General features: G+C 36.9%; 17 protein-coding genes. 1 reads left to right on the top strand and 16 read right to left on the bottom strand.

Annotation, left to right across the window (positions count from 1 at the left end):
- Positions 1–1231 precede the first annotated feature (1231 nt).
- The 4 genes from xylE (SAY88_RS09610) to SAY88_RS09595 all read right to left on the bottom strand — a co-directional run bounded on the left by xylE (SAY88_RS09610) (position 1232) and on the right by SAY88_RS09595 (position 5794).
- Entirely contained in the window at positions 1232–2623 is a 1392-nt protein-coding gene (xylE, locus tag SAY88_RS09610; RefSeq protein ID WP_332631362.1) for a D-xylose transporter XylE, read from the bottom strand.
- Between the two features lie 119 nt (positions 2624–2742).
- A complete protein-coding gene (locus tag SAY88_RS09605) occupies positions 2743–2925 on the bottom strand; it encodes a hypothetical protein (protein WP_332631361.1) in 183 nt (60 codons plus the stop codon).
- A gap of 3 nt (positions 2926–2928) precedes the next feature.
- Positions 2929–4152 carry a Ger(x)C family spore germination protein gene (locus SAY88_RS09600; protein WP_332631359.1) on the bottom strand — a complete coding sequence of 408 codons (1224 nt, stop codon included), beginning with the start codon at positions 4150–4152 and terminating at the stop codon, positions 2929–2931.
- A 25-nt stretch (positions 4153–4177) separates the two neighbouring features.
- The gene (locus SAY88_RS09595) at positions 4178–5794 is read right to left on the bottom strand and encodes a spore germination protein (protein WP_332631358.1); all 1617 of its coding nucleotides are present in this window, start codon (positions 5792–5794) and stop codon (positions 4178–4180) included.
- A 683-nt stretch (positions 5795–6477) separates the two neighbouring features.
- On the opposite strand from SAY88_RS09595, the gene SAY88_RS09590 reads away from it, so the two are divergent.
- A complete protein-coding gene (locus SAY88_RS09590; protein ID WP_332631357.1) occupies positions 6478–7632 on the top strand; it encodes a GerAB/ArcD/ProY family transporter in 1155 nt (384 codons plus the stop codon).
- Between the two features lie 835 nt (positions 7633–8467).
- Here the strand turns inward: SAY88_RS09590 and sda are convergent.
- The 12 genes from sda to SAY88_RS09530 form a co-directional block, all read right to left on the bottom strand.
- The gene (gene sda / locus SAY88_RS09585) at positions 8468–8608 is read right to left on the bottom strand and encodes a sporulation histidine kinase inhibitor Sda (protein ID WP_332631440.1); all 141 of its coding nucleotides are present in this window, start codon (positions 8606–8608) and stop codon (positions 8468–8470) included.
- A 458-nt stretch (positions 8609–9066) separates the two neighbouring features.
- The gene (gene iolE, locus SAY88_RS09580; protein WP_332631356.1) at positions 9067–9993 is read right to left on the bottom strand and encodes a myo-inosose-2 dehydratase; all 927 of its coding nucleotides are present in this window, start codon (positions 9991–9993) and stop codon (positions 9067–9069) included.
- Positions 9994–10346: 353 nt separating this feature from the next.
- Positions 10347–11768 carry a D-xylose transporter XylE gene (xylE, locus tag SAY88_RS09575; protein ID WP_332631354.1) on the bottom strand — a complete coding sequence of 474 codons (1422 nt, stop codon included), beginning with the start codon at positions 11766–11768 and terminating at the stop codon, positions 10347–10349.
- A 185-nt stretch (positions 11769–11953) separates the two neighbouring features.
- Entirely contained in the window at positions 11954–12781 is an 828-nt protein-coding gene (locus SAY88_RS09570) for a sugar phosphate isomerase/epimerase family protein (protein WP_332631353.1), read from the bottom strand.
- A gap of 40 nt (positions 12782–12821) precedes the next feature.
- Positions 12822–13844 carry a Gfo/Idh/MocA family oxidoreductase gene (locus SAY88_RS09565; RefSeq protein ID WP_332631351.1) on the bottom strand — a complete coding sequence of 341 codons (1023 nt, stop codon included), beginning with the start codon at positions 13842–13844 and terminating at the stop codon, positions 12822–12824.
- 528 nt (positions 13845–14372) lie between these two features.
- Entirely contained in the window at positions 14373–15236 is an 864-nt protein-coding gene (locus SAY88_RS09560) for a sugar phosphate isomerase/epimerase family protein (RefSeq protein WP_332631349.1), read from the bottom strand.
- 159 nt (positions 15237–15395) lie between these two features.
- Positions 15396–16835, bottom strand: coding sequence for a sugar porter family MFS transporter (locus SAY88_RS09555; RefSeq protein WP_332631347.1), 1440 nt, complete (start codon positions 16833–16835; stop codon positions 15396–15398).
- Between the two features lie 234 nt (positions 16836–17069).
- Entirely contained in the window at positions 17070–18044 is a 975-nt protein-coding gene (locus SAY88_RS09550; RefSeq protein WP_332631346.1) for a sugar ABC transporter substrate-binding protein, read from the bottom strand.
- Positions 18045–18307: 263 nt separating this feature from the next.
- Positions 18308–19510 carry a Gfo/Idh/MocA family protein gene (locus SAY88_RS09545; RefSeq protein WP_332631344.1) on the bottom strand — a complete coding sequence of 401 codons (1203 nt, stop codon included), beginning with the start codon at positions 19508–19510 and terminating at the stop codon, positions 18308–18310.
- A 66-nt stretch (positions 19511–19576) separates the two neighbouring features.
- Positions 19577–20560, bottom strand: coding sequence for a sugar phosphate isomerase/epimerase family protein (locus tag SAY88_RS09540; protein WP_332631438.1), 984 nt, complete (start codon positions 20558–20560; stop codon positions 19577–19579).
- 464 nt (positions 20561–21024) lie between these two features.
- Positions 21025–21903 carry an AraC family transcriptional regulator gene (locus SAY88_RS09535; protein ID WP_332631342.1) on the bottom strand — a complete coding sequence of 293 codons (879 nt, stop codon included), beginning with the start codon at positions 21901–21903 and terminating at the stop codon, positions 21025–21027.
- A gap of 36 nt (positions 21904–21939) precedes the next feature.
- Complete coding sequence (locus SAY88_RS09530) at positions 21940–22848, bottom strand: AraC family transcriptional regulator (RefSeq protein ID WP_332631341.1); 909 nt, start codon at positions 22846–22848, stop codon at positions 21940–21942.
- Between the last annotated feature and the right edge of the window lie 120 nt (positions 22849–22968).

Raw genomic sequence — 22968 nt, 5'->3', positions numbered from 1 at the left:
ACTTCCACTCGAATCAAACAAGATACCCCAAAATTAAACCACAGTGATTAACATAATTAAAGAAAGGGTTTTCCCTCAAAAAGTTTAGATCCTTATATCTTTATTTCGTTCAAAATAGCATATTCAACACACTACTTTTGTCAAACTATCTAAAATAATTGCTGTTTATAATTTACCTTTAATATCAGAGCATTAAATCTCAAGTTCACCCTCTGAAATTTTCATAGGTTGACTAGTTTGAACAAATTTGATACAAGCCAAGGCAATAGAGAGAGCATTACGAGCATGTATCCATACTAATCCCATCATCTGTATAACTAATCATGGTTGTTGAATACTTTGTATAGTTATCATTCCAGTTAAACCAATCACCTCACCTCTTGCTTCATAACCATAAACCACTTTGAAATTTAACCTGCAAAGGAACATCCGCTTTACTAGTTACCAATATTACCTGCTCTACCTCTTCTAACGTGACAATCATTGGTCTTTACCAAGAAACCTCTTTCTTTTCTTAAGTGGCAACGATTACAAGTTTCGCTTGCGAACAGGATGGTGATGCAATGGCAACCGTATCAACAGATGAGGCTTGAAACATTTCTTCCGCATCTCTGTATATGCTTTCGTTGCCTCCTCAGTTGAGTTGCACACCTCAGTTGAGTTGCACACCTCTCGGCATCTCCTGGCACTAGATCAGCAATCGCAACAAGTTTAGTGTAAATATCTTACGAACAATAGAAAAACCATGAAACCATCCCATACGACCTGCACCAACTAGACCAAATCTTACTCCTTCCTCCCTATTTAATGTTAACCACCTGATAACAACGCTTTCATTTTAAGGTAAGTAAAGGAAAGCTCTTTCCTTAATTGAAAGTCTATAACGATATTTCATTACTGTCAATATAAATTTTATATTTTTTGAACTCTCAAAATATATATTCTATTGAATTAAACGTTAAATACGTTGATATAACAGAGGTTTATCTAAATCCAACACCTATATAAAATTATATTTTCTTTCGTTCAAAATCACGAATAGAGAAAACCCTTTCCTTTATTTGAAATCGACATTCAAAAAAAACTAGATTGTACTTACCATTTATATTAATGAATAGAGAAAATCGCCCATTATATATACAATTGAAGGTTCAGCAGTGTTTCTTTATATCTAATAGTCTTTTACGTGAACTATTTTTGTTTCACAAATGAACTTTTAATTTCTTATATCTTATGAAGTTTCATTTGCCTTCCAATGCGTTTCAATTTCTTCAAGTGTTTTCCCTTTTGTTTCCGGAACCAGCTTCCATACAAATAAAAACGCTAGAATACATACTAAGCCATAAAAGCTATAAGTCATGCCACTACTAATTTCCAATAAGGTAGGAAATGTTGAGGACACAATTAAATTAGAAACCCAACAAGAAACGACGGTCAAGGCCATCACCTGACCTCTTATTCTATTAGGGAAAATCTCAGAAGCAAGTACCCACATGAGCGGTCCCCAGGATAGATTGTAAAAAGCTGCATATAATAAAATGAATAGCAACGCACTTACTCCCATTGCATCTGCAAATGATAAAGCAGCTACTCCGAACATACCAACAGTCATGCCTACAGACCCTAAAAGTAGTAAGCGCTTCCTTCCCCACTTATCAACTACCGTAAGAGCTAGAAAGACAAACAACAGATTAACCGCTCCTAAAAGAACCGTTTGTAGCATTGCGGTATCTGTACTCACTCCCATATCAGCAAAAATACGAGGGGCATAATACAAAATGACATTTATCCCAACAAACTGTTGAAAAGCTGCTAATAAAATCCCTACAATTACTACTAACTTCCCATACGAAAACAAGTGTCCTTTCGGAGTGTCCATAGTTCGTTTTACTTCTACATAAATTTCTTTTGCTATTTTCTGCGAACCATTTATTTTCGTTAAGATATTTAAAGCCTCTTCACCTCTATTTTTCGAAAATAAATAACGGGGCGTTTCAGGCACTAAAAAGAGCAAGAAAAAGAATAAGAGTGCTGGAATCGCTTCAGAAGCAAACATATATCTCCAGCCAAGATCATGAATCCAGCTAGCACTTTGCCCAGCAGCAATTCGCCAGTTTACAAAATAGACAAATAACGTACCAAAAATAATTGCTAAATTATTTAATGTTACTAGTCTCCCTCTAATGTTTGCAGGAGATGTTTCACTTATATATAACGGTCCTAAACCAGAAGCTAAACCAACACCTATGCCCCCTAGAATTCGATAGATGTTAAACATAACGAACAGGCCAACTGTCGGCTCATCTTTTGTAAAGAATAGGAATTCTGGATACGCTGAAAGCAATGCCGAAATAAAAAACAGTCCAGCGGCAACCATCAGCGAATTCCTACGGCCGATCCGATTCGAAAGAATTCCACTCACTATCCCACCGATAATACATCCAATTAAAGCACTAGAAACGGTCAACCCATGAAATAACGTACTTAACCCAAGCCCGTCGATAAAATAGACTTGTAATGACTGTTCAGCACCAGATATGACGGCTGTATCATATCCAAACAAAAGTCCGCCCAACGCAGCAATCACTGTTAAATAAATGATATATTTAATATTTTGTTTCACTTCTTATGAACTCCCTTATAAGTTAGCACCACACCACAAGATGGTCCGTTTGCTCAATATACTCCCACCCGTACCAATTCTCTACTAAATATCTAGAAAAACAACGGATCTAATTGCTATCAAACCTGCACCCAAATCGGAATATAAACATGGAAGGCAGCAAGAATATTCAAGGTTAACCCTAGCAGCATCAAAAAGCTGTATACAAGCAGATCTTTTCTATATTGTTTGTTCCGAATCAATCGAGGCACATCCCGAGAAGCAAGCAGTACGAAAAGGATCAAAATTATGTTTAGCTTCATTTATTAAAACTCCTCCTCTTCCCAAATCAGAGATTTGTTCGTTAAACCTGTACGGGCCACTGTTATATCGGTTGTGATCGTCACTTTCAAACTTGGAAATATTTGATCCCACCGTTCTCCAGAAAACTTGTTCTTCCACTCTTTCGGATAGGCTCGCTCCACTGCCAAACCAAATCCGAAAATGTCTGATTTGAATTCTTTTTGCACTTTATCGAGTGCCAATTGGATTCTTTTTTCGACATTATCCTCCCATTTCTTTTCAACAAATTGAATCACTTTAGGATCACTTAAATCCATTTTTGAGCTATTCTCAAAAAGATCGCCTTCAGCCCTTACTTTAACTTCTATTTCCAACTCGTCCTGCATAAGGATCGGGATGATTTTTGACTCTGCCTTCAATATTTGTCCACTTATCTTTCCATTTCCTTTATCCTCCGGGATGGTTACCGTGACCTCATCTTCTTTCATTTCATTGCGAAGCCAAAGTACTCCTCTCGTCTCCTTATCATTTATCCAACCTATTAATTGATCCTTGTTGAATACCGCTGCCCCTTTGACGGAAAGGTTAGTTTCCTCTTTTGCGGGAGATTGCTGATCTAGTGATGGTGAGTCTTCTTCACTTTTTACATTCGAGGACACTATTTCTATTTTAGAAGCAACGGGATCCACACCGTCTGACACAAGCATATTGACAAAATCTTTCAGATTAGTCTTTAATCCAATTTGCATTTCCTCTTCCTTTCTCATGACTTCAGCCGGTATTCTTTCGAGTTTAGGAATAAATTTTAAAATCTTCAAAGCTTCTCCATTCGTGAACATAATATAATTGTTCATTCGGGCTTCTCGATGTCTTGTAAAAAAATCGAGTGCCGGTGAGACGCTGTCACGGGCCAATTTTTCACCAATAATAATAATACGGTTATGGGAAAAGTAGACTTTCCGCGGTAGTTTCTCTTGGATCTTTCGATAAGCGTCTAAAATCGTTTCCCCCTTTTCTGAAACAACCCATACCGCTTCAGCCCCTGAGCCTTGTTCGCCGCCACCTTCTGCAGGACCTAACATTCGTGGAATAGCCACTTGGAGTGATACACGGATTTTGCCATCCCCCATCATGTCAACTCCGGTCGCGGTCACAAATGCCAAGTCATTGACCTCTGTCTGGCTCCAGCAACCGGAGATAAACGACATTATCAGAAGAATCGAAACAAAAAAAAATCGCCTTCTCATCTAAATTATCCTTCCGTGGAAAATTCTACTTGCTGCCATTCGGCCGGCGAGAGCGAAAAGAATTATTCATTCGTTTCGAATTTTTTTTAGCGGTCTCTTCTGGGCGTACCATCATGTTCGACCAAGGCATCCGTACAAGGACGTCCTTAAGATCACCAAAATGCATAGGGGACATCGGTGACAAATAAGGTATGCTGAACGACCGAAGACGACACATATGACTTATTATAATCAAGAGGCCTAATAATATTCCGTATAACCCTAGCATACCTGCTAGAATCATCATGGGAAAACGTAGCATACGGATCGAGATTGCCTGACTGTAGCTTGGAATAATAAAAGATGAGATACCGGTCATAGCCACAACAATAACCATCGGCGCAGAAACAAGACCGGCCTGAACAGCGGCCTGACCAACCACCAAGGCTCCGACTATACTCACAGCCTGTCCGACCGGCTTAGGTAGACGCACCCCAGCTTCTCGCAATCCTTCAAATGAAATTTCCATCAGCAATGCTTCAATAATAGCAGGAAAGGGAACTGCTTCACGGGAGGCTGCCATACTGAACAAAAGGGTAGTGGGAACCATTTCTTGATGAAATGTTAACAAGGCAATATAGAGCGATGGTAATAACAAGGCAATCAACAAAAATGTAAAGCGGATCCAGCGTAGCGCAGTCGAAATCAAATAACGCTCATAATAATCTTCACTCGACATAAGCATTCCATAAAAGGTAACCGGAACAATCAGAGCAAACGGGGTATTATCGATGATAATCCCTACTTTTCCTTCTAGTAAATTTCCGGTGACTTTATCCGGTCGTTCCGTATACTGAACTTGAGGAAAGATTGAATAAGGATTGTCTTCAATTAACTCTTCAATATATCCACTTTCCAGAATTGCATCGATGTCAATCCGGCCAATTCTTTCGCGGACTTCCGCTACCATGGATTCATCCGCTATACCATCCAAATATGTAATAACGAGATCAGTTTTCGATAACCTCCCTACCTTCATCGCTTCCATTTTAAGCTGGTGAGTTTTCAATCTCCTGCGAATAAGACTGGTATTAGTCCGCAAGTTTTCCGTAAATCCATCCCTAGGGCCACGGATTACGGACTCTGTCGCCGGTTCTTCTACTGAGCGGGACTCCCATTCTTTTGCACTGATGAATAAGGCTTGTCCTACGCCGTCAATTATCAAAGCCGTGTCACCGCCTAACACATGGTCTATCACCTCTTGAAATTCTCTCCCCTCACTTAACTGTGCAGCGGACACCACTTGATTTCGCAGAAAATTCTCCAGATCTTCAAAGCAAAGTATTGATTGCGACAAGGGATTCTTTCCGTATTCAAGCAAAGGTTTTATGACATCGTCGTCAATCAATTTCATATTGACGAGCCCATCTAAAAAAACAATTATTCCTTTTTGAAGATCCCCGAATTGAAAATCTCTATACACAATATCAGAAGAGCGATCAAAGATCGTTTTCAATTGTTCTACATTCTGTGAAAGATTTGTGCTAAGTATGTCACTTTTCAAAGGTTCCCTATTTGTTAGCGATGATTGAACTAGAGAATTCATGTACTTTCGTTTGAAAGTTACTAAACTTTTCATTCTACCTGGTATCCATTTTGTCATTCCGCCTACCCCTTTCAGTAAAGCTTTTAAATTCTTCACCACATATGTCCACGGTTCCTATTTGGATCGAGAGAACCTACCACCTTTATGTAATTATTAAACATCTTTTTTTTTATATGAGAAAACTAACCCATAGATAAGGTATCCTACTAACATAATAACGTTTATGATCATGTAGAAAGCTCCCATAAAAGCCATCAGAATTTCCAATATGGTGAAAGTATAATAATTTATATTAACCAAAAGTTTTAACACAACCTCATTTATGTAGTAATAAATACACCATCCGATGAAAGAGATTAGCATAACAGCAAAACACACATTACGAAAAGTATTCATATTTTGTCCTCCAAAGATGTAACTGCGCGTTAGATAAGCAACTTAATTTGTATTGATAAATAAGTGTTACTGCTATCTATTCTCACACTTTCTTTATCTATATATCATTTTCAAAATGGAGAATAAAATACCCACTGTACCTTGCCTTTCAAGAAAGGCTTTTAAAGAAATGAGCTATATTTCTCAATTTAACTTTTGGGTTAAAAAAGATGATAAACGATAATAATACCTATGTACATTAATTGGATGATTTGATTTAGAGAGAGAGGAATGTTCTATTATGATAATCAAGTTACACAGGCTAATTTTCCCTTTATTCCTTGGTAAACAAAGGAAATTATGAAATGAACCAGGAGAAAATAGGTCTAAAACAACTTTTTCTTGTAATGTTAATTTTTGAAATTGGAACTACTATCATTCATGCCTTAGGAGGAGAAGCAAAACAGGATGCTTGGCTTGCCTCGGTAGTCGGCACATTATTTGGATTTATGTTAGTATTAGTTTTCACTAAATTATCTGGGGATTATCCAGGTAATTCATTGATTCAAATCATTCAAACTATTTTAGGTAGGTTTTTTGGATATCCATTATGTATCACTTATATTATTTATTTTATATCCCAAGCTGCAAGGGTTAGTCGAGATTTCGCTGAACTTATGATTTCTACAATTTTATATGGAACCCCTACTATGATTATCATTTCAAGCTTTGTAGCCGTCATTATTTATACTCTCCGCGGTGGTATTGAAGTGTTTGGACGGATGGCAGAAATGGTGGTTCCCGTTATTCTGATAATATTATTTTCCACATGGGCTGTCATTTATGCTTCAGGGGTTATCGATCTGAAACATCTTACACCTGTACTTGGTACAGGAATAAAAAACGTATTAAATACATCATTTCCTACTCTTACCATCTTGCCGTATGGGGAATTGATCGTGTTCACCATGCTTTGGCCAGCGTTAAAAGATAATAGAAGAGTTAAGACAGTGGGTATGGTTGTTGTTTTGACTGGAGGAGTTTTATTAACTCTTAATATAATAGGTTTGATATCTGTTCTCGGGCCTCAATTGTACGGTAGGATCAATGTCCCTCTATTAGCGACAGCACGGATGGCTTCCGTAGCAGATTTTCTCGAGCGGATCGATGCGGTGGTAATCCTAATCATGGTAGTAGGAGGTTTTTTTAAAGTAGGTGCATACATATATGGGGCTGCTGTTGGAACCGCTCATTTATTTAAGTTACAGAGCTACCATTCCGTTCTTATTCCGCTTGGTACAATTGTTACCTCTCTTGGATTTATCCAGGCAAGGAATCTAGTGGAACACGATGCCATAGGATTAAAGTTTCTCATGACTTATGTACATCTTCCTTTACAGATTGTGATACCCTGTTTGTTACTGGTTATTTCCTATTTTCATAAAAGGGTAAAGCCCTTAGTGAAATTCAAAAATGACAACAAGTGTACTGGGGTTGAAAAATCTCATAATGTCGAATAGACTCAGTCAACAAATTGCATGTAACAGAAGGCCTAATGCGTTAAATAAGTCTTCAATCTCTTTTAAATGTATGATGGTGTCTTTTTCTATAGCCTTGCTTAGGCTTGAGTAATACAATATAAACAGCTTTGTATTTGCTAAGTTCCTTCTCTTTCTTTTGTAAGAGGAGTTTTCTCATTTTAAATTAAGTAAAAAAATAAATTGTACATAGATCTGATATTCTAAACACTTCAACCATGTGCTTGCTAAAATAGGAGTTCCACGTTTTTGATAAACAGTTCAATTTGCCTAACGAACCAAGTATAAAGGGTTTTCCTGGGTAGTATCATAAAAGGAATCTGGCAACTGAAAAGCAGTGGAATTCTATTAAATAGATGGTTATATTTAGTGAAAGGGAGCGACGTGTGGGTAAATTTTTGGGTAGAAAATAAGGTTTTTGAAAACGTCACTGTGGCGTTGAATCGTTAATTTAATGCTTTTGGACTCACCGAAACTCCTGATGTAGCTTCTAATGTACTACAAATTCAACGAGGGAAGTCATCGCTTTTTTCATGTAACCAACACAAAGTTTGATAAGCTCCTTAGCACCGGTTTTACTTTACCGTTGGACAAACTGAGTTCTCTGGCTAATTGTTGTAAGACTTGCTGCGATAAATACCTCATCAATTCTGTAACAAATCATTGAAGTTCTTTCTCTACAAGATCTATCATAAAAACGCTATCCTTTCATCGTGGGCTGTTGAAAGGATAGCGTTTTTAAAATTTTCACACAACTAATATGCTTAGGTTGATGACCATGGGGATACCCTTTTTACAAAAGGTATAAAACTTTACGTCAATTATTATGGTACAATTGGCGTTCTTTTATTCTTCTATTAACCTCCTTTTTAATTAATAGAAGAAACTCTTGATCTACTCCAGCTTCAATAGCTTTTATATAAACTTCTACTAATAATTCATTTTTTAGCTGGTTCATCATACCACCCTGATTTATCTAATTTCCCTCTCAGACATATTATCTATACTTGTAATTACTTCATATAATTAACTGTGTTCACTTATATAATCGGCTAAATACTTGACCTAAATGTGCCAACACATAGATTCTTGGTATATTAGTCAAAACGAAGCTTTAAACATTAAATCACCTTTTCTTAAAGCACCTAATCATTTTTCGCATTGAAAATACACCATTCTACAGTCCGTTTAATGAATTTACCAGTAATTTTTTTGTCATTTGAATGTCAGCTCGTTCATTTTGCATAATCCCTAGCGCCCCTCTTCACAGGCAGTTCCACATAAGGTGTCTATATAAAGGCTATATTAAGGTACAGGCCGCCTTAGATCCCTTGCTTTACTTTGTAAACATGAAAAGTTAGGTTTTTCCATTGGATAGGATTCAATATTCAAGAATGAATTCAGTTCTTAGAGACTTCAAACGCTTTTTTTATTACTAATTTCATGAATTGTTTCATCGATAAAATTCTTTGCTATTTTTGCATACTTGTATGGATTAGCAATTTCAGGATTTTGCTCTGCTTCAACAATTAACCATCCTTTATAACCACGGAACATTAACTCCTCTAAAATAGGTTTGAAATTAATGGAACCATCACCAGGTACAGTAAATACTCCAGCAAGTACACCTTCTCTAAAATCTAGTTCCCCTAACTGCACTTTAGACAATACCGATGTACGAACATCTTTTAAATGAACATACTTAATACGATTATAATGATTTTGAAGTTGTTCTAACGGGTTATATTTTCCATATTCAGAGTGACCTGTATCAAATAAGAGATGAACCAAATTTGAGTCTGTTGTTTCCATTAATCGGTCAATATCTTCCTTTTGCTCCACAACAGTAGCTCCATGAGGATGAAAAACAAGTTCTAATCCACGCTCTTGGCACATCTCACCGGCTTTGTTTAACCCTTGAACCATACTATTCCACTCTACATCTGAAAGTGGCACGACCTTCTTATCATCTAAGCGACGCCTATCCCAATGCATTGAACCGCCCATTTCACAGATAATGACGTGCTTACAACCCATCTCTGCTAAAAAATCAACCCATTTACAAAAACTTTCTAATTCTTTTTCTCTTAATTCAGGGTCAGAAAATATAACCCCAACAAATTTACTTGCTAATGTTAATTGATACTTGTTTAATATTGCTTTAAGCTCGTTTTTCTCTGTTGGAAATTTTCTTCCCAATTCAGTAGCTACATATCCAAGTGAGTTCATCTCTGATAATACTTGTTCTAGGGAATAGTTATCTCCTAATGCTGGCATATCATCATTAATCCAGCTAAGAGCAGCAATACCAATTTTAAATTCATGATTTAGTGATTGAGTCACAATTCTTCCCCCTCTAATTAGATTGGTTCTATTAATGATAGTTGCAATGAAATTTAATTAGTTAACTACATAGGTATATAGGTTTCAAGTTTAATAACATTCCATACATCTACATACCTATCTGCTATTTATTTATTTATTTATTTATTTGAATGACTCTTTTGTGTAATTGGCTGTACACCGGTATCGATTCTCTCTTCAACTAGATCAATTCTTACTTCCTCCTCTTTACGTTAACTCATTTAAAACAACAACGAGAAAGCGCTTTTCTTGAGCAGGGTTCACATTGTTGTCTCTATTTTGTCAATAATAAAATTATGTTTTTATGAACTTTCACATAAACTATTTTTGGTTTACAAATGAATTTTTTTATTACTTATATCATATGAAGTTTCGTCTACCTTCCAATGCGTTTCAATTTCTTCAAGTGTTTTCCCTTTTGTTTCCGGAACCAGCTTCCATACAAATAAAAACGCTAGAATACATACTAAGCCATAAAAGCTATAAGTCATGCCACTACTAATTTCCAATAAGGTAGGAAATGTTGAGGACACAATTAAATTAGAAACCCAACAAGAAACGACTGTCAGGGCCATCACCTGACCTCTTATTCTATTAGGGAAAATCTCTGAAGCAAGTACCCACATGAGCGGTCCCCAGGATAGATTGTAAAAAGCTGCATATAATAAAATGAATAGCAACGCACTTACTCCCATTGCATCTGCAAATGATAAAGCAGCAACTCCGAACATACCAACAGTCATACCTACAGACCCTAAAAGTAGTAAGCGCTTCCTTCCCCACTTATCAACTACTGTAAGAGCTAGAAAAACAAACAACAGATTAACTGCTCCTAAAAGAACCGTTTGTAGCATTGCGGTATCTGTACTCGCTCCCATATCAGCAAAAATACGAGGGGCATAATACAAAATGACATTTATCCCAACAAACTGTTGAAAAGCCGCTAATAAAATTCCTACAATTACTACTAACTTCCCATACGAAAACAAGTGTCCTTTCGGAGTGTCCATAGTTCGTTTTACTTCTTCATAAATTTCTTTTGCTATTTTCTGCGAACCATTTATTTTCGTTAAGATATTTAAAGCCTCTTCATCTCTATTTTTCGAAATTAAATAACGAGGCGTTTCAGGCACTAAAAAGAGCAAGAAAAAGAATAAGAGTGCTGGAATCGCTTCAGAAGCAAACATATATCTCCAGCCAAGATCATGGATCCAGCTAGCACTTTGCCCAGCAGCAATTCGCCAGTTTACAAAATAGACAAATAACGTACCAAAAATAATCGCTAAATTATTTAATGTTACTAGTCTCCCCCTAATGTTTGCAGGGGATGTTTCACTTATATATAACGGTCCTAAACCAGAAGCTAAACCAACACCTATCCCCCCTAGAATTCGATAGATGTTAAACATAACGAACAAGCCAACTGTCGGCTCATCTTTTGTAAAGAATAGGAATTCTGGATACGCTGAAAGCAATGCCGAAATAAAAAACAGTCCAGCGGCAACCATCAGCGAATTCCTACGGCCGATCCGATTCGAAAGAATTCCACTCACTATCCCACCGATAATACATCCAATTAAAGCACTAGAAACGGTCAACCCATGAAATAACGTACTTAACCCAAGCCCGTCGATGAAATAGACTTGTAATGACTGTTCAGCACCAGATATGACGGCTGTATCATATCCAAACAAAAGTCCGCCTAGTGCCGCAATGACCGTCAAATAAATAATATACTTCATATTTTGTTTCACAATACCTCACTCCTTTTTTGCTACAGTAATCGGTCTCGTTGTACATTATATACATTAGGAGGCTTAATTACGGTTCGATTGAAGTCCTTACCCTCAACGCTATTAGAGTAACATCGAGGTAAGGAACGCACTCTTTAATGCTTTGTCGCAAGCGCTTTTAAAACTTTTAAAAGTGGTAATTGATTCTAGACCTCTACTGAAGCAACTTCCCATTCTTTTAATTGTTTCAAAGACTTTTTATAGTGATTGACAATCTCACATAAATAATCGCCATGTTTCATTGGTGTAAATGGATTAGGCCCTTCCACCATCATTTCCATAATAATCGGTCCATCGTAGCCGATTTCATCTAACACATTTACTTGGGCTTTTAGATTCGAGTGACCATCACCAATTCCTTGTCTGTTCGAATCAGCGATATGGTAAACCCCCAACAGACCTCCCGCATCCTTTAATGCCTGAATAGGACAAGCTTCCTCAATATTCATATGATACGCATCTAATAGAACTTTAAGGTTATCGCTTTCAACTTCTTTAATTAAGTTTAACGCCTCTTTACCTGTTACAATTTGGTGGTTTTCGTAACGATTTAATACTTCAAATACAACTTCTATACCATGTTCTTCCGCTTTCTTTAGTACCTCCTTCGTACTAAGGACAAGTAATTCCCAATCTTTCGTTAGATCGCCACATCCATGAGTCTTGCCAACATCGCCATGCAAACAAATTCGTGTCGCACCAAGTTGATCTGCCCAACTTACTAGATCCAAGAAATATTGAACGGCACTAGAACGAACTTGCTCATTTGCACTTGAAATATCAACATTATCAGGAGTAATTGACAATACTTTCAAATTATATTTTTTTAATATTTCTGCTAATTTTTCAGGATTTTGTGTCAAATCCCCTTGGACTTCGACTCCATCAACACCAATCTCCTTGGCAAGCTTGCACTTTTCTTCAAATTCAATATCCCCAAACGTCCATAAACAAAGGCCATACTCTCTGATCATTTATTTTCCCCTCCATTATAATTAGTAGATATCTTTTAAATTATTTAACTAGTACTAGATTATCAATTTTAATGGGACTGTTCGTTTTTACAGATTCAATACTTGCTAATGCAATTTTCAACGCCCATCTAGCATCCTCAGCCGTCGCTTCTGCTGGTTTATTTTGAATGATGCAATCTGCAAAGCTTCTTAATTCCTCTACATAAGCATCAAACAATAAATCTTGATCATAGCTAGATGTATCATAGCTTACACCATTACGATTGTATCTAGTCATACTTGATTCACGTAGTCCACCCATAGTCAGCATACCTTCAGATCCAAACACTTCTGCTCGAACGTCATAACCGTAAACAGCTTGGAAGTTTGCATCTGCCGTTGCAATGGCACCGTTATCAAATTTGACTGTTACAGAAGCTGTATCTAATAATCCACTTTCTTTTAAGTCTGGTCGAATCAATGCATCTGCAACCGCATATACTTCAACTGGTTTGGCACCTGGGTTCAAATACATAAGAGCATCAAAATCGTGAATTAAAGTTTCTAAGAAAATCGTCCATTCAGGGATTGATTCAGCTCCATTTAACTTTGGATCTTTTGTCGTAGATTTCATTAATTGTGGAGTTCCAATGTTCCCAGCTTTGATCTCCTTATGAGCTGCTTTAAAGCCTTTTTCAAACCTACGATTAAAACCAACTTGTACTAATACATTACTTTCCTCTGCCGCTTGAACAACCTCATCCGCCTCTTCTAAAGTAACAGCCATAGGCTTCTCACAAAATACTGCCTTACCTTGCTTAATCGCAGCAAGTACATTGCTTGCATGTGTACGAGCTGGTGAAACAATAACAACCGCTTGAATTTCTGGATCTTGAATTAAATCCATTGGGCTTGTATAAGCCTTCGCATCGACACCTAAACGTTCAATTAGTTTTTCAGCCGAACCTGGAACAGGATCTGCAACCGCATACAAATTCGCTTGAGGTAATCGCTGAGCAATCGTTTCCCCATGAAAAGCCCCCATTCTTCCAGCACCTATTAAACCAATATTTACTTTATTCATAACTATACCTCCATAAAATAATATACACCATTCATTTTTAGGAAAGCTCTTTCCTTATTTCTGATATTAACCTATCTATTTTCATTAGTCAAACTTTTTTTGGATTTTTCCATTTAAAGATCCGTAGTTTTTATAGGTTAATTCTCATCTGCAACACGTGATATTACAAGAAACTCTTACAAAACAATGATAAAACTGCACTTATAATTCATTCCTTTCTTATGAAATGCAGTCACCCCTAAGGGAAGTTCTTTCCTTTTTTTCTACTTTCCACTTTGATTCTTCCTATTTTTGAGGTTCTTTCATTTATATAATCTTTGTTTACAGTGGATTGATATGATAATTGGAGAAGAAATAAAAGAAATAAGACCTCGGCAAATACCGAAGTCTTAAAGTCCAAATTGGTTTTAGGATTTTCATAGTTTTTCAGGGGGAATATCTATGAAAAAATAGTGGGTTTTGAAACCTGTATTTTTTGAATAATCTTCTAATTGTTCTTTAAACCATCCTATACATTTCTATTGCTACTCAAATATTTAATCCTTCTTTAATGGATTTCAGCGTTAGCTCATTTGACCATTCTGGTCGATCAGGATAAGCAAAGACTGAATTTGTTACAATTCCATCAAATTTCATTTCTCTTAGCTTGCGATATAATGCATCAAAGTTTACTTCCCCTTCACCAGGATTTAGGTGCTGGTGAATGGTTACTTTTGCATCAGGTGGATTCACAATATAACGTAATCCAAATGCGGCTTTATGATTAAGCGTGTCGGCAATGAGAACGTGATCCAATAAATCTCCTGCTTCTTCTAAGTGTTTCTCTACATCACCAATGCCATCATCATAGAAGAACGCATGGGCAACTGAATATACTAACTTAATCCAGTCTTTATCGAGTGCACGAATCATTCGAATCGCTTCTGTATTCAACTCAATGAAATCATTCGGGTGCGATTGTAAATTCAGTCTAATGCCTTCTTTTTCAAAAAGTGGCATTAATTCGTACATTGATTTCACAAAAGCCGCTTCACTTTCAACCGGACGGCTTATGTCACCGGCAAATTCACTGTTCATTAAATCGACACCTAATTCAGAAGTGATTTCAATACAACGCTTCCAATTTCGTACGGCCGCTTGACGTTCTTCCTCATTTGGAGAAGACCATTGTTGAACAGGAAGGACCGAAGAGATCTTCACCCCAGCATCTGAGCAATATTTTTTAAGATCTTTGATCAGCTGCTTATCTACCTTTGGATATTCATAAAACCAAATAAAATCTTTACGCGGTGATAATTCTACATATTCATACCCTAACCTGGCAACGGCATCGATCGTCTCTTTTAAATTGGTATTATCACGATAATGTGACGGATCATAAGCTAAACGCATTATTAAAATTCTCCTTTCATTTGTGGAAAAAGTATTCCCACTGTAAAAAAATTTTTATCTATGAACTCCAACCTGTTAGATGAAAACTCTAGAAAACCATTCTTCCCTAGACGTCATTCATCTTCTAGTGAGTTGTTTTACTCGGATTTCTCGTCATTTCTAATTCGCCTTTTTATCAGCCATATCTGTTGTTGCTAGTTCAATTTTTTTTTCAGCGAGCCATACCTCTTCAATTTCTTCAAGTGATTTATTTTTTGTTTCTGGAACAAATTTCAATACAAAGAAAAAGGCGAAAGCACTAATAAGTCCGTAAATAAGAAACGTTCCTGTACCCAAAACTTCATTTAGTGGAGGAAATGTAGATGAAGCTGTTAAATTCGCTCCCCACACTAATGTAACAGCAATCGCAACGGCTTGGCCTCTAATCTTAGTAGGGAACAACTCTGATATTACAACCCAGGCAACAGGTCCCCAAGTCATTTGAAATAAAGCTACAAATGCTAATATAAATATCAGTGTACTAATTCCTTCGATGTTCAAAAAGAATGTTGTCGCTACTGCAATTAAACTAATTGCACATCCTGCAGAACCCAAAAGCAGTAAGAACTTTCTTCCTTGTCTATCAATGAGCCTTACAGCTATTAATGAAACAATAACACTTATCACTCCAACAAATATCGTTTGAAACATGGATGTTGACGAATCAGCACCAAGGCTTTCAAAGATTCGTGGCGCATAATAAAGAATGATATTTATACCAATAAATTGGCATAAAATAGCCAATGTCATACCTACGATCAAAACTCGCTTTCCATAATAGAAAATGTTTACTTTTTCTGTTGAAGTGTTTAAAGAATGTTTGATTTGTTGCAGAGTTTCGCTAGCTATTTGTTTAGATCCATTTATCTTTTCTAATAGGGTATATGCTTTATCATAGTCCTTTTTAAGGGCCATATATCTAGGTGTTTCCGGAATAAATAAAAGAAGGCCGAAAAATAAGGCAGCTGGGATCAATTCTGAAGCAAACATATATCTCCATCCAATATCATTTATCCAAGCGCTGGTTTGTCCAGAAGCTATGCGCCAGTTGACAACGTATACAATTGTTTGCCCAAAAACAACAGCCATATTATATAAAACGACCAATTTCCCCCTAATATTCGCAGGACTCATTTCACTAATATACATTGGCGCTATGGCTGAAGCTAAACCTACTCCAATACCACCTATGATTCTATAAATGTTAAAGGTAACCAACAATGCAAGGCTAGGTTCACCATAAGTGAAGAATAGTAACTCCGGGTAAGCTGAGCCTAGTGCTGATAGAAAAAATAAAACAGCTGCAATCACGAGTGTATTACGTCGTCCGATCTTGTTGGACAACATTCCAGAAATGATTGCTCCTATAATACATCCGATTAATGCACTAGATACAGTAAAACCATGAACGAACGAACTTAACCCTAAACTGTCCACTAAGTATAGTTGTATGGATTGTTCTGCCCCTGCAATAACCGCTGTATCATAACCGAAAAGAAGTCCACCTAAAGAAGCCACTGCTGCTATAAAAAAAATGTAATATCGCTGGTTATTCATCATAAAGGTGAAGGAAGTTCCTTCTATCCCCCCTTATTTTTTTTCAATGATTCTCTATCTCAACATCAACGATCAATGCTAGTTTCATAAAATAATTTTTTAAAAATTATTTTATACTATATAGAGAAAGGGAAGGGTACATATTTATGCACCCATTTACTATTGTTTTATTTTTCAGCTAATACTATTCGTATTTTCTTCAACAAATAGAATAAAATGAAATGGGGTTTTCCCTCTTTAATTTTTCCCTACAAATTCATCTACATTTTCAGGAGTTACTAAAAGATACGGAATGATCACCGTTTCAACACCTTCGCCGTTTGCTGCTTTAACAGCTACTTGTACTCCAGTAGAACCTTGATCTTTCGCATCTTGGAACACCGTTACGTCCATTTTACCAGCTTGCATATATTCTAACGCATCTGGTGACGCATCAATTCCTGCTACGATAATCTCATCTAATTTGCCTGCCGCTTCAATTGCTAATAAGGCACCAATGGCCATTTCATCATTATTAGCGACAACAGCGTCAATTTGTTTTCCAGATTGAAGCCAGTTTTCCATTAGGTTCATGCCTTGATTACGAGACCATTCCCCTGTTCCTTGTAAGACGACTTCCATATCTGGATGTTCCTCAATAATTTCCATATTTCCTTCTGTTCTTTTAATTTGTGCTTCATGTCCTAACATTCCATCCATAATGGCAATGTTTCCTTTTCCATCAAGCAAATTCACTACTTCTTCCATTTGAATCAGTCCAGATTCAATCGAAGATGATCCAACAAAGGCCGTTGCTTTATCAACTCCATTAAATGTCTGGTTGACAACAACAATAGGGATGCCAGCTTCATTTACTTTCGCGACGATATCAGGAGCTGCAACTGTATCTACCGGCATAAAGATGATGGCATCTACACCCCGAGAAATAAAGTTCTCAACTTGGTTCATTTGTCTTGAACTATCTTCTTGTGCATCAGAATAAACAAATTCAAAGTCTGGGTGATTTGCTGCTTCTTCATTCATTGCGTCATAGATAAATGTACGGAATGTATCACTTACACTAGAAAGGGAAACCCCTATTACTTTTTTGTCTCCACTAGAGCCGTCTGTTGCACCCGTTGATGCCCCTTCTCCTCCTCCACCGCAAGCAGCGAGTGTGAACATTAAGACTAAGCTAAGAATCATTGAGAACATTTTTTTCTTTGTCATCATAATCCCCCTAATATTTTTTCATTGCATGTAGAAACTGAAACTTTTCTTTTTCTCCCCCCTTTCAGAGAATCAAAAGTATGCGTTTTTAAATATTAAAGAGGAAACATCAGACTACTAATGCTTATAGAGTTTTTTTAATAAAGCTTCAAAGTCCCAGACAACTTTGGGGGGTACTTTGAAATCAATAGTAGAGTATGAAACCTACTATTGATTTCAATTTTCCTTAATAACACGTTAGAATTGTCAATGAAAAAGGAAAGTTATTATACTGAAAGACTCTCTTCCACTTCTTTAAAATCTACCCAAGTTGCACCATTTGCTGCTGAGCGTACACAATTCTCAACCCAGCGAACGCCATCCAATCCAGCATTAATATCAGGGTAAACAAGGTTACGTAATGTTTCTTCGTCTCCGCGATTTTTTGCATCAATCGCAATCGCAAACTTCAAGTAAATATTAGCCCATGATTCAGAAAGCCCTTCTGAATGTAAAGCCCCTAAACGCTCATCGGCCATGCAGCTTTCATCTAAATAAGACATACCACGAACCAAAATTTGTGAAGGTTGTCCCTGAACTTCATATCGTAACTCATTCGGATTGCTATCCCACCACTCTAAACTCGCTTTCGATCCAACAATACGGATTCTATGGCCATCCATACATCCCGCATTGATAGCAGATGTCCACATAGTTCCGACAGCGCCATTTTCATAATGCATTAGGACATGTGCGTTATCCTCTAACGGGGAACGGCTAGGTATGAAGCTTTGACGGTCACATAATAACTTTTTAATTTTCATGTGAGGCATCACTAGCTGTGACATGTAAAAAGTGTGTGTAGATAGATCGCCTAGTACAAAGCTTGGCCCTGCAATTTTTGGATCAACACGCCATTTTTGCGCATCACTAAATTTATCTGCCTCATCATTTGCACTAAATCCATGAGTATACTGTAGATCAACAACACGAACTTCCCCAATTTCTCCTTTTTCAATCATCGCTCTCATCTGAAGTAGCATTTGATTACCAGAGAAACCATATGTTACGCCAACAATTTTTCGTTTTTCTTCTGCAAGTTCTTTAATTTCTAGAACTTCTTTACTTGTAAAGAATAGCGGCTTTTCACAAATAACGTGAAGATCTGCTTCTAATGCTGCTTTACAAATTTCATAGTGCGTTCCATTCGGTGTTGCAATGGAAATTACTTCAATTCCATCTTCGCGTTTTGCTTCCTCTGCAAACATTGTTTTGTAATCAGGGTACAAGCGGTTTTCGTCTACGCCTAGTTTAATTCCAAAGTCTTTCCCTCTTTCAGCATCGATATCAAAAGCACCAGCTACGAGTTGAAAAGCTGTGTTATCTCTTAATGCCCCAGTACGATGTTTGTAACCAACCTGTCCGTGTCTTCCTCCACCAACCATAGCCCAGCGAAGTGGTCTTGCGATTCTTTTCTCACCATTTAACATAGTAAAATCCCCTCTCATCTCAGAATATATTTATAACTGAAGTTAATCTTACAATTTGATAATGCCTTAAACCCCTGCGGTTACAGGATTAAACACTGAGTTAATTTTCTTGAAATCTCTTGGCAAAGATTCTTTAAGAACATCCATAGACTTTTTCACGCCTGTGAGTGGATCCATTGTTAAATCTTCCATTTCAAGAACAATCGGTCCCTCATAGCCCATCATCTTCACAACTGTAAAGAATTCCTTCCAATAACCAACATCATGTCCATGTCCTAGTGCTACGTAATTCCAAGAACGAGTTGCAAAGTCTTCCATTGGCTTAATATCAATTAATCCGTGTACATCATTAACTCCTCTCTCAATTCGAACATCTTTAGCATGAACATGGTGCATGGCACTTCCTAATGCTCTTGCTGCAGCAATTGGATCTCCACCCATCCAGAATAAGTGACTTGGATCGAAATTCATCCCAACCATTTCTCCGACTTCATTTCTTAACTTGAACAACGTTTCTGGATTGTGGACTAGATTGAAGCCAAGGTTTTCAATCGCAATTTTTTCTACACCCAGTTCCTTTGCAACCTTTACAGCTTTTTCCCAGTATGGGAATGCTACTTCATTCCATTGCCATTTTAATTGTTCAAAATGAGGAGGCAAAATTGGATGTGTAATCCAGTTTGGAATGGTGTCATTTGGTCCAGCACTTGGACATCCAGACATCATAACAACAGTTTTTACCCCTAATAGTCCAGCTAGCTTAAACGTCTTTTCAACGACTTCTGCGTGCTTTTTCCCTTGTTCTGTTGATTCAAGCTGATTTCCTGAGCAATTTAAAGCCGCAATTTCAATCCCTCTGCTTTGAATAGCATCTAAGAATTGTTTACGCGCTTCTGCACTTTCTAATAAACCGTCTAAATCAAGATGTGGAGCTTTTGACCAGTTTCCACAACCTAACTCTAAAGTTTCAATACCTAATTCCTGACAAGTGTCTAGCATTTTTTCAAATGGCATATAGCCTAAAATATCTGTAACTAAGCCTGTTTTCATCATGAGATTCTTCCTCCAATTCAATATAGATTAAAGCAATGAAATCGTTATCAATACTCACTATTTTTTCGAAACACTTTTCAGTCGACTTGTGGGAGAGAAACCTAGTAGCTCTAAGAAAATCCCCTCCTTTTAGCTTCAGTAACCTGCTTTTAGTTGTAAACCACTGAAAACGATTTCTTAAGTTGATTATAGGAAAATGTAGATTCTTTGTATTTCTAATATCAAGACTACTCTTTGTCTTTTAAGGACATAGTTGAAATTACGGCATTAAAAAAGAAGGATGTGCCAAAGGACAAAAACAAACCTTTGGCACACCCTTAAAGGAATTATTGATTTGATCAATCTTATGAAAGTATTGATATTACTAGGTTTACTCTTTGAAGACGATTTAGAAATCAGCCCAAGCGCTCCTCTTTTTCCATCTTATAAGAGCGCTAATACAAATATGGATGTTTTTAAATTTATGTTAAGTCACGAAAACGTCCTGGTGATTTCCCCATAATAGAAGTAAATACACTTGTAAAATAATGAACCGTTGAGAAGCCGCTTTCTTCTGCCACATCCTTAATGGGAAGATCCGTTGCTTTCAGTAACGTAGCAGCTCTTTGTATCCTTTCATTTTGAACAAACTCAGAGAAACTAACACCTAATTCAGAGACAAATATTCTAGACAGATGTCTCCCCGAAACATGAAAATGATCTGCTACATCGATTAATTTTAAAGGATTAGATAGATTATCTCGAATATGTAATTTCACTTCATATAGAAGTAAAGAATTGGGATTAGGCAGAGCCTCTTGAATTTTATTTTGTGGAAATGGCGCGAACACTTCTAATAATGACTGGATTAATGAACTAGCTAAGCTAGTAATGGTTTCCTTAAACAAAACACAGTCCGTTTTTGCAGCCTGTTGAAGCAACGACTTCCAGAGCAATACAGCAATGGTCTCTTCGTTTACATGCAACATGACTTTTGAACTTTGCTTTGCTTCTTCGATAATCTTGACCCACTCTTCACTTGATTCTGACTCAACTAGTTCAAACGCAACATATAAAATAAAAAGCCCTTCTTCACTTTCTATTTGGTGCAAAACATCTGGTCTTGATAGAAACATGGTATTAGCATAAAGAGAATACTTTTTACCTTGTTCTTCTACATAATAACCTTCACCCTCAAGCACATAACAGATCTCAAAGAAAGAATGTTTATGAAATATATTATTATAATGCTTTGGCATCGCACCCCAGTAATGAATACGAAAACATGCACCGTTGTGATTTAATAGGTGAACATATTCATTCATAGGGGTGATTCCCGACACAGTATTTAGTAATGTCAAAAAAAGCCCTCCTTGATCTTTCTCTCTATGGTAAGGTTAATCTTCTTGATAAGTTGTTGTTTTTTGGCTTATATAAAGTGATCGAAAAAGACCTGGTGAACTCCCCATTGCCGAAGTAAAAACCCGAGTAAAGTAATGAACATTAGGAAAACCCGTTTGCTCTGCGATTTCTTTTATAGAAATTTCTGTTTCTTTAAGTAAGATGGCAGCTCTTCGGATTCTCTGATTTCGAACATAATCAGAAAAACTCACACCTAATTCTGATATAAAAAGCCGAGACAAGTGACGACTGGATAAATTCAAATAATTAGCTAAGTCGGCTAGTTTTATGGAATGTGATAAATTATCCTTAATAAATAATACCGCTTGATGCAAAAGTGGTGAACCTCGTTTACTCGGATTCCTCTGATCTTCTTTACCTGAATGAGGGACGAACGCTTGAAGCAATGAAAGGATAAGGGACGAAGCTATACTCCTTAGAATTCCTACAGCAAAAGCATGTTCCATCCTTGTTGCTTTTATCATCAGAGACTTCCAAAGTAACGCACTTGGGTTGTCATCTTCTACGTTAATTACGACTTCTGAACATTTCATAGCTTTTTCCATTAACTTTATCCATTCCACCCTGGATTCTGACTCTACTAATTCAAACCCAACATAGACAATCGATAATCCACTTTCACTTTTTATCTGGTGTACCACTTCCGGCTTTGAAAGGAAAATCGTATGTTTTTGTAACTTATATGTACATTCATTATCTATATAAGTCCCTTCCCCATCGACAATGTAACACACTTCAAAATAGGAATGTTTATGAAGGTGATTATCATGATGCTTTGGTATAGCACCCCAATAATGAATATGAAAAGTCGCTCCATCCTGATTTAAGCTATGAACATATTTATTTAGTATGATCTTACCGAGGATTAACTGATTGAGATCCAAGGAAAACCCTCCTTTCACCGACCTTTTCGATAAGTACTGGTATCTCTAGCATGAATTATAGCATATAGCACTGGGAGAGCTTAGTAGGATTGGAATAGAGGATGCTGGTTTTATGAACGA

It is taken from the genome of Halalkalibacter flavus, assembly GCF_036663575.1.
GTDB classification, from domain to species: domain Bacteria; phylum Bacillota; class Bacilli; order Bacillales; family Bacillaceae_D; genus Halalkalibacter; species Halalkalibacter flavus.
The sequence above is the reverse complement of the archived record's forward strand: the minus strand, read 5'-3'. Positions and strand labels throughout refer to the sequence as shown.